A 14566-nucleotide genomic window follows, 5' to 3' on the forward strand; every position below is an offset into this window, starting at 1 on the left:
CCAGGACGCGCCGTTTCACGATGCTCGCGCAAGCGTGATAATAAAGAATACACAACGGCAGATGGTGCCCTATCTCCCGCGGTGTCCTGTTCCCGTCGGAGGCCGGCCATGCCCGTATCCCGTCGCGCCATCGTCGCCGCAGCGGCACTCGCTCCGCTCGCGGGCCGCCTCGCCGCGGCTGCGGATCCGCTGATCCGTCGGCCGATCCCCTCCACCGGTGAGATGATCCCGGCGATCGGGATCGGCACGTCCCGGCGCTACGAGGTCGAGTCGACCCCCGAGGCGGTTTCCCCCCTGAAGGAAGCCGTGCGGACTTTCGTCGCCCTCGGAGGGTCGGTGATCGACACGGCCCCGAGCTACGGGACCGCGGAGGACGTCCTCGGATTGATCCTGTCGGAGCCCGGCCTGCGCCAGAAGGTCTTCCTCGCCAGCAAGGTCGACACGACCGGCCGTGACGCCACGCTTGGGGAGTTCGAGCGGTCGCTCAAGCGGATGGGGGTCGACAGCCTCGATCTCGTCGCCGTCCACAACCTGATCGACGTGCCCGACAATCTCGCCGTGCTGCGCGACCTGAAGAACCGCAAGCGCATCCGCTATGTCGGCGTCACGGTCTGGCGCGACAATCAGCTCGACGCGCTCGAAAGCGTCATGAAGCGCGAGAGCCTCGACTTCATCCAAGTGAACTACGCCATCGACAACCGCGCCGCGGCCGAGCGGGTGATCCCGCTTGCGGCGGACCGCGGCATGGCGGTGATGACGAACGTGCCCTTCGGCCGTGACCGCCTGTTCAAGGCGGTCCAGGGCAAGGAGTTGCCGGCGGTGGCCAAGGACCTCGGCTGCACGAGCTGGCCGCAGTTCTTCCTGAAATACGTACTCGGCAACCCGGCCGTCACCTGCCCGATCCCCGGCATGGCGAAGGCCGCCTATGTCGAGGACAACCTCGGCGCCGCGCGCGGCAAGCTCCCGGATGCGGCGCAGCGCAAGCAGATGGAGACGTTCATCGATGCGGTCTGATCTCACCTCGCGCCGTGCGGCGCTCGCCCTCGCGGCCGCACTCGCCGTTGTCGCTGCCGCGCCCGCCCTGGCCCAGGATGCACCGAAGAAGATCCGGATCGGGATCATCGGCGCCGGGAATATCGGCGGCACCATCGGGACGCTCTGGGTCAAGGACGGCCACGAGGTAATGTTCGCCTCCCGCCACCCGGAGACGCTGGCCGCCATGGTCTCGGAACTCGGGCCGAAGGCGAAGGCGGGCACGCCCGAGGAGGCGATTGCCTTCGGCGACGCCGTGTTCTTCGCGGTCCCCTACAAGGCCTATCCGGACCTCGCGAAGGAGATCGGCCCGTCCCTCAGGGGCAAGGTCGTGCTCGACGCCGGCAACGCCACGCAGAAGCGCGACGGCGCGCTCTACGACGAGGTCCAGGCCAGCGGGATCGGCACGACGTCAGCCAAGTACTTCCCTGGGGCCAAGCTCGTGCGCGCCTTCAACGCCGCCAATTACAAGGTCTTCGCCAAGGAAGGCGCCGAGGGCGGCAAGGGCCGTGCCGGCGGCCGGATGGCGATCCCGATCGCCGGGGACGATCCGGAGGCGCTGAAGGTCGCCGAAGGGCTTGTCCGCGATGCCGGCTTCGATCCGGTGGTGGTCGGCCCGCTCAAGGAGGCCGACAAGTTCGCCATGGGCTCTCCGGGCTTCGGCCACGACGTTACCGCGCCGGAGCTGCGCGAGAAGCTCGGACTGGCCAAGTAGGCGCTGCGCGGCCCGCCGCCTCTGGATGGGACGTGCGGGTCGGAGCGAGGCTTCGCGAGGAAGACGTGCCCATGCCGGTGAGATCGGCCGATGCCTGAATCCGCCCGCGCCCGCGGCCGGCTCGCCCGCCTTATCGACGTCCAGCCCGGCGAGGGCCGGGCGCTCGCGTGGTCGTGGGCCTACATCTTTTCGATCCTGGCCGCCTACTACGTGCTGCGCCCGATCCGCGACCAGATGGGTGTCGCCGGCGGCATCGAGAACCTGCCCTGGCTGTTCACCGCAACGCTGGTCGGCATGCTCGCCCTGAACCTACCCTTCGCCTACTTGGTGAAGCGGATGCCGCGGGCCCGGTTCGTGCCGATCACCTACCGGTTCTTCGCGGCCAACATCCTGGCCTTCGCACTGACGCTCTATCTCGCGCCGGCGGAGTGGGGCGTGTGGATCGGCCGGGTGTTCTTCGTCTGGCTGTCGATCTTCAATCTGTTCGTCGTCTCCATCTTCTGGGCGACGATCGTCGACGTGTTCTCGAATGCCCAGGGCAAGCGCCTGTTCGGGTTCATCGCGGCCGGCGCGACGCTCGGCGCGATCGCGGGCTCGGCCACCACGGCGATCCTTGCCAAGAACGTCCCGACCTGGGGGCTGATGCTCTGCGCCGTGGCGCTCCTCGAGATCGCCGTGTTCTGCATGCGCGGGCTCGCGGCTCTGTCGACCCGCCTGCACGAGGTGCCGGGCAGCGGCACGGGCGCCGATGACGGGCAGGACCGGACGATCGGCGGCAGCGTGCTGGCGGGCGTCACGCGGACCCTGGCATCACCTTACCTGCTCAACATCTCCCTGTTCCTGCTCCTGTTCTCGGTCACCTCGACCTTCCTGTATTTCGAGCAGGCGGGCATCGCGAAGCGGAGCTTCCCGGACCGTGGTGCCCAGACCGCCTTCTTCGCCAGCGTCGATCTGGCGGTGAATGTCCTGACGCTGGGGATCCAGCTGTTCCTGACCGGTCGGATCGTGAACCGGATCGGCGTCGCCCTGACACTGGCGATCCTGCCGGCCTTCAGCATCCTCGGCTTCGCGGCGCTCGCCGTCTGGCCGACGATCGGCGTGATCGTCGCGTTCCAGGTGCTGCGCCGGGCTGGCAACTTCGCCATTGCCCGGCCGATCCGAGAGGTGCTGTTCACCGTGGTGCCCCGGGAGGACCGCTACAAGGCCAAGAGCTTCATCGATACGGTGGTCTACCGGCTGGGCGATCAGGTCGGCGCGTGGTCGTTCACCGGGATCCAGGGCGTCGGGCTCGGCAGCGCCAGCGTTGCCGGCGCCGCGATTCCGCTGTCGCTGGCGTGGCTGTTCAACAGTCTCTGGCTCGGACGGGCACAGGAGCGGCGCCGGATTGCGCAGGAGGGATCCGTCGACGGGTCCGGCCTCACAAGCGGCTCGACCGAACGCCCCGGTCCGGTCGGCCAGGCGGCGTCGCTGCGCGGGTGAACACGCCGGACAACGGCAGGCGCGGCCCTCGTCCTTCGCGGACGAGACGCTGCGGCTTCTCGAACGCCGCGCTGGACCAGGGCATGCCGGCATCCTGGGGCAGGAAGACCGGCCCGGCGCCTCATCGGGCCTTGCCCTGCTTCGGGCTACGGACCCGAGCGCCGCGCAGGCACCACCGGGGCTATCGGTGGCGCATCCAGTCCCAGACCAGGAAGGCCGGGAAGGGGAGCATGATGGCGAAGAAGATCCAGTCGAACATCTGAGGCATCGGCCAGCCTTTTGCTCAGTCCGCCTTAGGGTCTACCGGCGTGACGGATCAAAGTTCCTCAGGCGCCTTCGGCGAGCCGTTAAGACCCGATTTACCCTGACCGGCGACGTATCGGGCTCGTTCCGGGCGGGAGGCAGACATGGCGGGGATCGCGCCGTCGGTGCAGGGTCGAGCGGGTCGCGCCGCACGCCCCGTCCTGACCCTGCTCGGGCTCCTCGTCATGACACCGGCTCCGACTTCCGCACAGGAGCCGCTCTACATCCGCGTCCGGCCGCTGTCGGACGCCGAGGCCGCGCGCGCGGCCCGGGAGATGCTGTGGGCGCGCCGCCAGGCCCATGCCCGGACCGTGATCGAATCGGTCTGCACCGGCTGTCTCGGCGCATGGAAGACCGAGCCGGTCAAGGTTCCGGCTCCGCCGGATGACAGGATTGCGAACCTCACCGTCCCGATAGGGGTTGAACTCGACCCCGGCTCCGGGGCATCCGACCAGCAACCCGATTCATCGACTCTCGAGAGGCATCCATGACCCAAGCGCATCCGACCAGCGGCGCCGAGCCGGAAGTCGATTGCCCGGTGAGCCTCGAGGTCCTGGGCTCGGTCTATCGCGCCGACGATTTCGACCTGCCGCTGATCCTGGAGCAGATCCCGCCGCTGAAGCGCGCCCAGCTCGCCGCCTACCTGTACGGCAAGAGCCACATGCACAAGCTCGGGCTGAAGGTCGCCCGCTCGTGCGAGCGCGACGACTTGGTCCGCGCGGCCGGCGAGATCGGCTCGGTGATCCACGGACAGGCGCATCTGAAGCCCTCACGGCCGACGCCCGAGCCGGCTCCGCAGCTGCGCGCCAAGACCCCGCCCGGCCAGAAGAAGGTGAGCCTCGCCGGCGCTGCCGCGAAGCCCGCGATCAGCCTCGGCGGCTCGGCCAAGGTCCGCAATTTCGACTGAGCGTGGGTCTGCGTGAGGCGCCCCGTCGCGCCTCGCATGGCTGGCATGCCGTCATTCCGAGAGTCCGCAGCAGGGCCGGGAAGCCGGACGCGCCGGTGGTGCTGGTGCCGGCGTGGCCGGTGGATCTGAATCCCGGGCTCCGCTGCGCGGCCCCGGAGACGCCTGAATCGATCACAACAAAAGGGCCGGTTCCGAAATTCCGTCGGGGACTCCATCTCTCAAGGCCTGCCGACCGGGACTTGTGCGTTGCACGCGTCGCAGCCTTCGGATAATCGCCCGCGATGAACACCGACCACGACAAGATCCTGATCGTCGATTTCGGCTCTCAGGTGACGCAGCTCATCGCACGCCGAGTGCGCGAGGAGGGCGTCTATTGCGAGATCGTGCCCTTCACGAAGGCTGAGGCCGCGTTCCGCGAGCAGAAACCGAAGGGTGTGATCCTCTCCGGCGGCCCCGAATCGGTCACTGTCGAGGCCTCGCCCCGCGCGCCGCAAGCGGTGTTCGATTCGGGCGTCCCGGTCTTCGGGATCTGCTACGGCCAGCAGACCATGGCGGCCCAGCTCGGCGGCGCAGTCGAGGGCGGGCACCATGCGGAATTCGGGCGGGCCGAAGTCGAGATCCTGGCCGATTGCCCGCTGTTCAACGGCGTCTGGCACAAGGGCGAAACGTATCCGGTCTGGATGAGCCACGGCGACCGGGTGACCAAGCTGCCCGACGGCTTCACCACCGTGGCGATCTCGAAGAATGCTCCCTTCGCGGCGGTGGCCGACGAGGCGCGCAACTACTACGCGGTGCAATTCCACCCGGAGGTGGCACACACGCCCCACGGCGCCCTGCTGATCCGCAACTTCGTGCGCGACGTCGCCGGCTGCTCGGGCGACTGGACGATGGGCACCTATCGCGAGGAGGCCATCGCCAAGATCCGCGAGCAGGTCGGTTCCGAGAAGGTGATCTGCGGTCTGTCGGGCGGGGTGGATTCGGCCGTGGCGGCCGTGCTGATCCACGAGGCGATCGGCGATCAGCTGACCTGCGTGTTCGTCGATCACGGGCTGCTGCGCCTCGGCGAGGCCGAGCAGGTCGTGGCTCTGTTCCGCGACCATTACAACATCCCGCTGGTCCACGTTGAGGCGTCGGCGATGTTCCTCGCGGCGCTCGAGGGCGTCAGCGACCCAGAGGTCAAGCGCAAGACCATCGGCCGCCTGTTCATCGATGTGTTCGAGGCCGAATCGAGGAAGATCGGCGGGGCGAAGTTCCTGGCGCAGGGGACGCTCTACCCGGACGTGATCGAGAGCGTGTCGTTTACCGGCGGGCCCTCGGTGACGATCAAGAGCCACCACAATGTCGGCGGCCTGCCCGAGCGCATGAACATGACGCTCGTGGAGCCGCTGCGCGAGCTGTTCAAGGATGAGGTTCGGGTGCTCGGCAAGGAACTCGGCCTGCCCGAGGGTTTCGTCGGCCGTCATCCCTTCCCGGGGCCGGGCCTGGCGATCCGCTGCCCCGGCACGATCACCGCCGAGAAGCTCGAGGCTCTGCGCAAGGCGGACGCGATCTATCTCGACGAGATCCGGCAGGCCGGGCTTTACGACACGATCTGGCAGGCCTTCGCGGTGATCCTTCCGGTGAAGACGGTCGGCGTGATGGGCGACGGCCGCACCTACGATCATGTCTGTGCGCTGCGCGCCGTCACGTCGGTGGATGGCATGACCGCCGATTTCTACCCGTTCGATATGGCCTTCCTGGGCCGCGTCGCGACCCGGATCATCAACGAGGTGAAGGGGATCAACCGGGTGACCTACGACATCACCTCGAAGCCCCCGGGCACGATCGAGTGGGAGTGAGCGGCCGCTGAGTCGGTATCGCGAGCGCAGCGAAGCGCCCTGAGGCAGCGCGGCGGCCATAGGCGTGACACCGCCGGGATCCGATCGCGCGCCTCGCAACGTCGGTGCGGAGACAGCGGCGGCGCATCAAGCCCTTTCACGGTGCGCAGAGCGCCGGCTCGACCGCCTTCAGGGCCGGCCGGAACGCCGCGAGATGCAGCCCATCGCGCAGCGCACCGGGCTTGGCGTAGCCGGTGTCGCCGTCGCGCAATGCCACGAACGGGTCCGCGAAGACGCAACCCAGGCGCCCGCAGAGTTTCTGTAGCCGCTGCGAATAATCCGCCACCGCGCCCGCATCGACGAGCTTGCCGATCTCGCGTCCCACCGGGGGTAGGGCGGTCACGACGACCCGCGGACTCATGCTCTGGAGCCGCTTGATGATCGCCTCGGCGGCGGATTCGAACTGCTCCGTCGGCTTATGCAGCTGCGGATTGTTCTTCACCAGGATGTCGTTGGTCCCGACCGTCAGAACAGCGAGCCGGGGAGGGACCTTGAAGCGCAGGCGGGCGAGATAATCCGCGTAGCTGCCGGCGGTCGCGCCGCTGATCCCGCCGTTGAGGAATTCGAGGCCGCAGGGCCGTTGGCTGCCGGGCTGCAATTCCACCTGGGAATCGCCGGCCCAGAACACGTAATCCGGCGGCGCCTCGTCGAGGCTGACCTGCACGGCGATCAGGCGCATCTCCGCATAGGCCCGCGCGTCGGCGCCCGGCCGATGCAGACGCCACCCGGCAAAGCCGCCGATCGCCAGCAGGACGAGGCCACCGACAATCAGAAGGGCGCGGCGCCTCACGGCTCGGCCCCGGCCCGGTCGACCTGCGCATCGGGCCGCGCGTCCGTGGAGGCGTAATAGGGCTTGATGTCGAGGAGCGGGGTGCCGTCGAGGCAGTCGAGCCCGCGCACGCGCAGCGTGTCGCCGGCGCGGCCGTGCAACTCCACCACCGACAGGGCGATCGGGTTGGGGCGAGCGGGCGAGCGCAGGGAGAAGGTGCCGCGCGGGCCGTCGGCATGGCGGGGGCGCTGGGTCACGAGGCCGCGGGTCGCCCGGTCCATCCAGTAGAGCAGGATCAGGTGCGTGCAGCCCGTGACGTTGCGCAGCCCGGGGACGTAGGCCGGATCGACCTCCACGGTGCAGATCGCGTCGGTCTGCAGGCCGTTCTTCGGACAGTCGGATCGCGTCTGCCAGGGCGTCCGCAGTCGGCCGATGAAGTGGAGGCCCGCGTCGAAGGTCGCGGGCAGCGATGCCCGTTCTTCACCGGGCCGGGTCCCGAACTCGTCCGCGTCCATGCCGCCTCGCTCCGCGTCGGCGGGCTTGTCGGCCAAGCGTCGGCGGCCCGCAACCCCGCATCTCGCACCCGGATGGCGCGGGGTGTAGAGCCAGCGCCAGGAACGGAGGCGACATGATCGAGCGGGAATTGCGGCCGATGCAGGCGGTGGCCGATGCCGAAACCGCCATCGACCGGCTGGTCGAACTCTACGACGGTGCGGCCGGCGCCCTGCGGACCGCGCTGGAGCGCTACCTTGCCGGAGGGCCGCCACCGGACGCCACCGAGCGGCTCGCCTTCCGCTATCCCGAGCTGCGGATCAGCTACCGCCCGGACGGGCCCCTGCCGCGGGTCCGGCGCGCCACAGCCAAGCTTCAGGCTGCGGGAACCTACGCCACCACGGTCACGCATCCGGGCTTCTTCCGGACCTATCTGACCCGGCAGCTGGAGCCGCTGATCGCCGATTACGGGATCGCCATCGAGGTCGGCCTCAGCGCACAGGAAATTCCCTATCCCTATATTCTGGAAGCGGGGCTCGACGCGGGCGGCCGGGCCGTCGACGGCGCGGATCTCGCCACCTATTTCCCCGTCCCGCTCCTGTCGCTCGTCGGCGACGAGATCGCCGACGGGACCTTCGATCAGGTGGCGGGCGAGCCGCTGCCCCTGGCGCTGTTCGACGCAGTGCGAGTCGATTACTCGCTTCGGCGCCTCGTCCATTACACAGGCTGCGACTGGCGCGACGTCCAGCCCTGGATCCTGCTCACCAACTATCACCGCTACGTTGACCAGTTCGTCCGCCACGGGCTTGAGCGGCTGGCTTCGGGCGCGGAGGGCTTCGAGCGGCTGGTCCTGCCGGGCGGCGTATCCGTGAGCCGCGCTGAAGCGGCCGATGCCGATCCAGCGGCTGTGATCGCCGCCTCGCCCTGGCACCGGCACCAGATGCCGGCCTACCACTTGGTGGCGCGCGATTCTGGCGGGACCCAGCAGGGTACGACGCTGGTCAATATCGGCGTCGGTCCCTCGAACGCGAAGACGATCACCGACCATCTCGCCGTGCTGCGCCCCGATTGCTGGCTGATGGTCGGCCATTGCGGTGGCCTGCGGCAATCGCAGACCATCGGCGACTACGTGCTGGCGCACGCCTATCTCCGCCGCGACCGGATCCTCGACGAACTCGTGCCACCGGACGTGCCGGTGCCGGCCCTCGCCGAGGTGCAGGTCGCCCTCCAGAGCGCCGCCGCCTCGGTGACGGGCGAACAGGCCGACGCCCTCAAACGGCGCCTGCGCACCGGCACGGTGGTGACCTACGACGATCGCAACTGGGAGCTACGCTTCAGCCAGGAACGGCGGCGGATCAACCAGTCCCGCGCGGTCGCGGTCGACATGGAGAGCGGCACCGTCGCCGCGCAGGGTTTTCGCCTGCGCGTGCCTTACGGCGCGCTACTCTGCGTGTCGGACAAGCCGCTCCACGGCGAGATCAAGCTGCCGGGCGCCGCCAACGCGTTCTACGACCGGGCCGTCTCGGAGCACCTTCAGGTGGGGCTCGCGGCGCTCGACGCGCTTCGCGCCGACCGGCAGGGTCTCCATTCGCGCAAGCTCCGCAGCTTCGACGAGCCGCCTTTCCGGTGAAGCGATCCCGGCGCCGTATCCGTCAGCAACGAGGTGAGTCTCGGCCTCAGCGACCGACTGCGACTCCAGCGACAATACTCAAGCTTGGATACGGCTGCGTAGAGCGGTGTTGGGAGGTTAAGACACCACGCAACAAGCTGAGCTTTCACATGACTCGTCTAGCACTTGTTTCCACGGCGCTTCTGGCGGCCGTCGCTTTCGCTCCGAACAATGCCGATGCGCGCGGCTTCGGCGGCGGAGGCTTCCACGGCGGCGGATTCGGCGGGGGCGGATTCCATGGCGGTGGCTTTGGAGGCGGTTTCCGCGGCGGCAGCGTCGGCGGCGGAGGTTTCCGGAACGGGGGCTTCGGCGGCGGCGCCTTTCAGAATGGGGGCGCCGGCGGCGCGCGTGCCGGCGGCCTGGGCGGCGGCTTCCGGGGCACAGGGTTCGGCTCTGCCGGCGTGACCGGCGCCGGCGTCGGAGGGCTGCAGGGCGGCGGCTTGCGGACGGGGGGGTACAACAACGCCGGCCGGTACGGCGGGATCGGGAACCGGGGCATCGTCGGCCGCGGAGCCGTCAACCGCGGCTATTACGGCCGGCGCTATGGACGCGGCCTGGGTTACGGGCTCGCGGGCGTCGGGCTTGGCCTGGGGGTCGGCTATGGCCTCGGCGGCCTGGATTACGGTTACGACAACTGCGCATACACCGACGGCTACGGCGCCTATGACCCGGCCGCCTGCAACGGCTTTTACGGCTACGGCTACTGAGCCGCGCGGCGCGGGACTCGTGCCCGCGCCTCGTCTCGGAGACGTCTTCGCGCCCGGCCCTCCTGGGCGCGTGCTTCGCTCCGGATGATCTCCGCAGGTGGTGCCTCGGACGACGGATCGGCGCGTCGATCCCGGCCGTCATTCCGGGGCGCCGATGGCGAGCCCGGAATCCACAGCCGCCCCGGTGCAAGGCCCTGCCGCGTCGGCGCGTCTCGATCCCGCGCTCCGCTGCTCGGCCTCGGGCGCACGGGGGAAGCGGCGATCTCGTTCCGAAACAGGAAGGCAGATCGCCACTCGCCCTGCGCAACCGATGATGGCGGCGTCCACAGGCTTCGTCTGGGACGAAGGCTCTCTCCACAACTCCCGAATTGCGAACCGTTCCAATCCGATGAGGATGCCGCTTCCGGCGGGCAGCGGTGTGGGGGCCATTACGGTGAGCGGTGTGGGCTTGGTTGCGGCAACGGCAGCGCTGCTCGTGCTGTGCATGGGCCTCTGGGCGACCGCACTGCTGCCCGAGATCGTTACGGCGCTCGCCTTCTTCGGGCTCGCAATGCTGCTGCGGCTCGGCTCCGCCGCCACGGTGTTCTCGGGCTTCTCGTCCTCCGCTTTCTGGCTGGTCCTGTCCGGCATGGTCGTGGGCCAGGGGATGACCCGAACCGGTCTCGGCGCCCGCATGGCGCGGACGCTCGCCCTGCGCCTGTCGGGATCCTACGGGCGGTTCATCGGCGGGCTGGTGACGCTGAGCTTCCTCATCGCCTTCGTCATGCCGTCAAATCTCGGCCGCATCGCCCTGATGATCCCCGTGACCCTGGCGCTCTGCGACGCCTTCGGCCTCACGGCCGGCCGTCCGGGACGGACGGGGGCGGTTCTGGCCGTCGGTCTGGCCACGCCGATCCTGTCGGCGGCGATCCTGCCCGCCAACGTGCCGAACCTCGTGATGGCCGGCTCGGCGGAACACCTGCTCGGCCTGCACCTGTCTTACCTGTCCTATTTCATCCTGCACGCTCCGGTCCTGGCCGTGGCCAAGGGCGCTCTGCTCGTGGCCCTCATCGTCCGGATGTTCCCGGACGATCTCGGCCCGACCGCGCCGATCCTGCCGGTGCTGCCGCCGGTCTCCGCACCCGAAAAGCGCCTCGCGGTGATCCTGGCCTGCACCCTGATCCTCTGGATGACCGACAGCCTCCACGGCCTCGCCCCCGCCTGGGTCGGCCTCGCCGCCGCGGTGATCTGCCTGCTGCCGCGGGTCGGAGTGCTTCCGCCGGAGTCGTTCCAGCAGGTGAACCTGCGGACCTGCTTCTACATCGCGGCGCTGCTCGGTCTGGTCGCCCTGGTCAACGAGACGGGCCTCGGCGAGCGCCTCGGTCATCTCCTCCTGACGGTCGCGCCCCTGGCGCACGACGCGCCGACGCAGAACTTCGCGGTGCTCACCGGCATCGCGACGGTGTTGACCCTCCTCGTCACCGCCAACGGCGCTCCGGCCCTCTACACCGCCCTGGCCGGCGAGATGACGGAGGCGAGCGGCCTGTCAGCCCTCGCGGTCGTCTCCTTGCAGGTGATCGGCTACTCAACCGTGTTCTTCCCCTATCAGGCGCCCCCGATCGTGTTCGCCAGCGAACTCGGGCGCGTCACTCTCCGGGACGCGACGCGGCTCACCGTAAGCTTCGGCTTCCTGTCGCTGACGGTGGTCGCGCCCCTTGATTATGCGTGGTGGCGGCTGCTGGGGCAGCTGAGGTGACAGAAACGGCAAAGTGTCGCCTCAGACGGCACATTGCGCCGCACCATGACGGATTGCGGGTTGCCCGCTCAGGTTCTAGCGCTACCAGATTAGAGACGGTCCAGTTCGCAGCTGCGAGGCTTCAACCCGATGGCACCCACCGCCCGCCCGACTGTGGCACAGCCGATGTCGCCCCATCTCCAGATCTACCGCTGGACCTGGACGATGGCGATGTCGGTGTTTCACCGGATCACCGGCACCGCGCTCTACGGCGGGACTGCTTTGGTGGCGATCTGGCTCGTGGCTCTGGCTTCCGGCCCCGTCGGCTACTCTTACGTGGCCGGATTCTTCGGTTCTCTGGTCGGGCGGCTGGTCCTGTTCGTCTATACCTGGGTCCTGATGCACCACATGCTCGGCGGCATCCGGCACCTGATCTGGGACACCGGCGTCGGGTTCGACCGGGCGAAGCGTCTCTCGATGGCCCGGCTGACGCTGATCGGCTCGGTGGCCCTCACCCTCGTCATCTGGGCAGTCGCCCTTCTGGTCCGCTGAGGAGGCCGATATGGCTAAGGAAGAGGTCCGGCAGGACACGCGCGTCTCGATCCGCACCCCGCGCGCCCGCGTGCGCGGCCTCGGCGTGTCCCATCACGGTGCCGGCCATTGGTGGCTGCAGCGGCTCACCGCCGTCGCCAACGTCGTGCTGATGCTGAGCTTCGTGGTGATCATCGCCAAGATGGCGGGCCGCGGCTACGGGGAGGCGCGGCTCCTCGTCGCGACCCCCCTGGTCTCGATCCTCCTGATCCTGGCGCTGCTGTCGGTGACGGTCCACATGCGCCTCGGCATGCAGGTGATCATCGAGGACTACGTGCACGCGCCGGGGACGAAGATCGCGGCGGTGTTCGCCAACAACGCCTACGCGGTGGTCGTGGCCGTCGCCTGCCTCTACGCGGTCCTGCGCATCGGCTTCGGACAGCCGGCCTGACCCCGCCAACACGTATCTCGAGGAGCCGAACATGGCCGCCAACGGCACCAACGGCAGCGGGCCTGCCTACACCATCCACGATCACGCCTTCGACGTGGTGATCGTCGGCGCGGGCGGCGCAGGCCTGCGCGCCACGGTAGGCTGCTCGGAAGCGGGCCTGCGCACCGCCTGCATCACGAAGGTGTTCCCGACGCGCTCGCACACCGTGGCGGCGCAGGGCGGCATCTCGGCCTCGCTCGGCAACATGGGTCCGGACGATTGGCGCTGGCACATGTACGACACCGTGAAGGGGTCGGACTGGCTCGGCGATCAGGACGCGATCGAGTATCTCGTGCGCAACGCCCCCGCGGCGGTCTACGAGCTGGAGCACTGGGGCGTCCCCTTCTCCCGAACGGAAGAGGGCAAGATCTATCAGCGCCCGTTCGGCGGCATGACCACCGATTACGGCAAGGGCACGGCCCAGCGCACCTGCGCTGCCGCCGACCGCACCGGCCACGCCATGCTGCACACCCTCTACGGGCAGGCAGTGAAGAACAAGACCGACTTCTTCATCGAGTATTTCGCCCTCGACCTGATCATGGATGACGAGGGCCGCTGCCGCGGCGTCATCGCCCTTGATCAGGCCACCGGCGAGATCCACCGCTTCCGCGCACAGACGACCATCCTGGCCACCGGCGGTTACGGCCGTGCCTACTTCTCGGCGACCTCCGCCCATACCTGCACCGGCGACGGTAACGCCATGGTGCTGCGCGCCGGCCTGCCGCTGCAGGACATGGAGTTCGTGCAGTTCCACCCGACCGGCATCTACGGCGCCGGCTGCCTGATCACGGAGGGGTCCCGCGGCGAGGGCGGCTACCTGACGAATTCCGAGGGCGAGCGCTTCATGGAGCGCTACGCGCCGTCGGCGAAGGACCTCGCCTCGCGCGACGTGGTCTCGCGCTCCATGACCATGGAGATCCGCGACGGCCGTGGCGTCGGCAAGAACAAGGACCACATCTACCTGCACCTCGACCACCTCGACCCGAAGATCCTGCACGAGCGCCTGCCGGGCATCTCGGAGAGCGCGAAGATCTTTGCGGGCGTCGACGTGACCAAGGAGCCGATCCCGGTCATTCCGACCGTCCACTACAACATGGGCGGCATCCCCACGAACTATCACGGCGAGGTCCTGACCCTGCGCGACGGCAACCCCGACACGGTGGTTCCGGGCCTTATGGCGATCGGCGAGGCGGCCTGCGTCTCCGTCCACGGCGCCAACCGCCTGGGCTCGAACTCGCTGATCGACCTCGTGGTCTTCGGTCGCGCCGCCGGCAAGCGCTGCGCCGAGATCGTCGAGCCGAACGGCCGGGCCATGGAGCTGCCGAAGGGGGCGACCGACAAGGCCCTCGAGCGCCTCGACCGGTTCCGCTACGCCAACGGCTCGACGCCGACCGCGGAGCTGCGCGCCGAGATGCAGAAGACGATGCAGAACAACTGCGCCGTGTTCCGCACCGGCGAGGTCCTCGAGGAGGGCAAGGGCCTTATCCACAAGGTCTGGAATGCCGCAGCGGACGTGAGGATCACCGACCGGTCGCTGGTCTGGAACACCGACCTCCTGGAAACCCTGGAATTCGACAACCTGATCGGCCAGGCGGTGGTAACGATGGAATCGGCCGCCAACCGCACGGAATCCCGTGGCGCCCACGCCCGCGAGGACTTCCCGGACCGTGACGACAAGGATTGGATGAAGCACACCCTGTCCTGGCTGGACGAGAGCCAGCACCAGGTGAACATCGATTACCGCCCGGTCCACACCTACACGATGTCCAACGAGATCCAGTACATCGAGCCGAAAGCGCGCGTGTACTGATCTGCAATTCTGCACAACGACTGCGGCGGCGGGGCCCTGCTCCTCCGGCCGCCGCGTCCTGCTCTAGCGGA

14 protein-coding genes are annotated in these 14566 nt (G+C 68.7%); 12 read left to right on the forward strand and 2 right to left on the reverse strand.

Annotation, left to right across the window (positions count from 1 at the left end; genetic code table 11):
* The first annotated feature begins 108 nt into the window (after window positions 1–108).
* The 6 genes from CIW48_RS06230 to guaA all read left to right on the forward strand — a co-directional run bounded on the left by CIW48_RS06230 (window position 109) and on the right by guaA (window position 6274).
* A complete protein-coding gene (locus CIW48_RS06230) occupies window positions 109–1014 on the forward strand; it encodes an aldo/keto reductase (protein ID WP_149310024.1) in 906 nt (301 codons plus the stop codon).
* The gene (locus CIW48_RS06235; RefSeq protein ID WP_149310026.1) at window positions 1004–1747 is read left to right on the forward strand and encodes an NAD(P)-binding domain-containing protein; all 744 of its coding nucleotides are present in this window, start codon (window positions 1004–1006) and stop codon (window positions 1745–1747) included. The genes CIW48_RS06230 and CIW48_RS06235 overlap by 11 nt, the downstream gene beginning before the upstream one ends.
* 90 nt (window positions 1748–1837) lie before the next feature.
* Window positions 1838–3226: an MFS transporter gene (locus CIW48_RS06240; RefSeq protein WP_246695148.1), complete on the forward strand. Its 1389-nt coding sequence runs from the start codon at window positions 1838–1840 to the stop codon at window positions 3224–3226.
* A 407-nt stretch (window positions 3227–3633) separates the two neighbouring features.
* Window positions 3634–4020 carry a hypothetical protein gene (locus tag CIW48_RS06245; protein ID WP_149310028.1) on the forward strand — a complete coding sequence of 129 codons (387 nt, stop codon included), beginning with the start codon at window positions 3634–3636 and terminating at the stop codon, window positions 4018–4020.
* On the forward strand, window positions 4017–4436 hold the full coding sequence (locus tag CIW48_RS06250; RefSeq protein WP_091777497.1) for a hypothetical protein: 420 nt from the start codon (window positions 4017–4019) through the stop codon (window positions 4434–4436). The genes CIW48_RS06245 and CIW48_RS06250 overlap by 4 nt, the downstream gene beginning before the upstream one ends.
* Before the next feature lie 281 nt (window positions 4437–4717).
* Window positions 4718–6274, forward strand: coding sequence for a glutamine-hydrolyzing GMP synthase (guaA, locus tag CIW48_RS06255; RefSeq protein ID WP_149310030.1), 1557 nt, complete (start codon window positions 4718–4720; stop codon window positions 6272–6274).
* Window positions 6275–6410: 136 nt separating this feature from the next.
* On the opposite strand, the gene CIW48_RS06260 is transcribed toward guaA, so the two are convergent.
* Both CIW48_RS06260 and tsaA read right to left on the reverse strand, forming a co-directional pair.
* Window positions 6411–7103 carry a GDSL-type esterase/lipase family protein gene (locus CIW48_RS06260; protein ID WP_149310032.1) on the reverse strand — a complete coding sequence of 231 codons (693 nt, stop codon included), beginning with the start codon at window positions 7101–7103 and terminating at the stop codon, window positions 6411–6413.
* On the reverse strand, window positions 7100–7597 hold the full coding sequence (gene tsaA / locus CIW48_RS06265) for a tRNA (N6-threonylcarbamoyladenosine(37)-N6)-methyltransferase TrmO (protein WP_149310035.1): 498 nt from the start codon (window positions 7595–7597) through the stop codon (window positions 7100–7102). The genes CIW48_RS06260 and tsaA overlap by 4 nt, the downstream gene beginning before the upstream one ends.
* Window positions 7598–7710: 113 nt before the next feature.
* Here tsaA and CIW48_RS06270 point away from each other — a divergent pair, with 113 nt between their 5' ends.
* From CIW48_RS06270 to sdhA, 6 genes are all read left to right on the forward strand, one after another.
* Window positions 7711–9204, forward strand: coding sequence for an AMP nucleosidase (locus CIW48_RS06270; RefSeq protein WP_149310036.1), 1494 nt, complete (start codon window positions 7711–7713; stop codon window positions 9202–9204).
* Between the two features lie 149 nt (window positions 9205–9353).
* Window positions 9354–9950 (forward strand): hypothetical protein, encoded by a 597-nt coding sequence (locus CIW48_RS06275; RefSeq protein ID WP_149310037.1) that lies wholly within the window; start codon window positions 9354–9356, stop codon window positions 9948–9950.
* A 433-nt stretch (window positions 9951–10383) separates the two neighbouring features.
* Window positions 10384–11685: an SLC13 family permease gene (locus tag CIW48_RS06280; RefSeq protein ID WP_149310104.1), complete on the forward strand. Its 1302-nt coding sequence runs from the start codon at window positions 10384–10386 to the stop codon at window positions 11683–11685.
* A 129-nt stretch (window positions 11686–11814) separates the two neighbouring features.
* Window positions 11815–12216, forward strand: a complete 402-nt coding sequence (gene sdhC / locus CIW48_RS06285; protein ID WP_149310038.1) for a succinate dehydrogenase, cytochrome b556 subunit — start codon at window positions 11815–11817, stop codon at window positions 12214–12216.
* A 10-nt stretch (window positions 12217–12226) separates the two neighbouring features.
* Entirely contained in the window at window positions 12227–12646 is a 420-nt protein-coding gene (gene sdhD, locus CIW48_RS06290; RefSeq protein WP_149310039.1) for a succinate dehydrogenase, hydrophobic membrane anchor protein, read from the forward strand.
* Window positions 12647–12677: 31 nt separating this feature from the next.
* The gene (gene sdhA / locus CIW48_RS06295; protein WP_149310040.1) at window positions 12678–14495 is read left to right on the forward strand and encodes a succinate dehydrogenase flavoprotein subunit; all 1818 of its coding nucleotides are present in this window, start codon (window positions 12678–12680) and stop codon (window positions 14493–14495) included.
* Window positions 14496–14566: the final 71 nt, after the last annotated feature.

Origin of the sequence: Methylobacterium sp. P1-11 (assembly GCF_008329595.1) — a bacterium.
Taxonomy (GTDB): domain Bacteria; phylum Pseudomonadota; class Alphaproteobacteria; order Rhizobiales; family Beijerinckiaceae; genus Methylobacterium.

Excerpts from the sequence above, each read along its gene's own strand:
- CIW48_RS06230 (WP_149310024.1), top strand. The coding sequence starts at position 109 with ATGCCCGTATCCCGTCGCGCCATCGTCGCCGCAGCGGCACTCGCTCCG.
- sdhC (WP_149310038.1), top strand. The coding sequence starts at position 11,815 with ATGGCACCCACCGCCCGCCCGACTGTGGCACAGCCGATGTCGCCCCAT.
- sdhA (WP_149310040.1), top strand. The coding sequence starts at position 12,678 with ATGGCCGCCAACGGCACCAACGGCAGCGGGCCTGCCTACACCATCCAC.
- CIW48_RS06250 (WP_091777497.1), top strand. The coding sequence starts at position 4,017 with ATGACCCAAGCGCATCCGACCAGCGGCGCCGAGCCGGAAGTCGATTGC.
- CIW48_RS06235 (WP_149310026.1), top strand. The coding sequence starts at position 1,004 with ATGCGGTCTGATCTCACCTCGCGCCGTGCGGCGCTCGCCCTCGCGGCC.
- CIW48_RS06270 (WP_149310036.1), top strand. The coding sequence starts at position 7,711 with ATGATCGAGCGGGAATTGCGGCCGATGCAGGCGGTGGCCGATGCCGAA.
- sdhD (WP_149310039.1), top strand. The coding sequence starts at position 12,227 with ATGGCTAAGGAAGAGGTCCGGCAGGACACGCGCGTCTCGATCCGCACC.
- CIW48_RS06275 (WP_149310037.1), top strand. The coding sequence starts at position 9,354 with ATGACTCGTCTAGCACTTGTTTCCACGGCGCTTCTGGCGGCCGTCGCT.
- guaA (WP_149310030.1), top strand. The coding sequence starts at position 4,718 with ATGAACACCGACCACGACAAGATCCTGATCGTCGATTTCGGCTCTCAG.
- CIW48_RS06245 (WP_149310028.1), top strand. The coding sequence starts at position 3,634 with ATGGCGGGGATCGCGCCGTCGGTGCAGGGTCGAGCGGGTCGCGCCGCA.
- CIW48_RS06240 (WP_246695148.1), top strand. The coding sequence starts at position 1,838 with ATGCCTGAATCCGCCCGCGCCCGCGGCCGGCTCGCCCGCCTTATCGAC.
- tsaA (WP_149310035.1), bottom strand. The coding sequence starts at position 7,597 with ATGGACGCGGACGAGTTCGGGACCCGGCCCGGTGAAGAACGGGCATCG.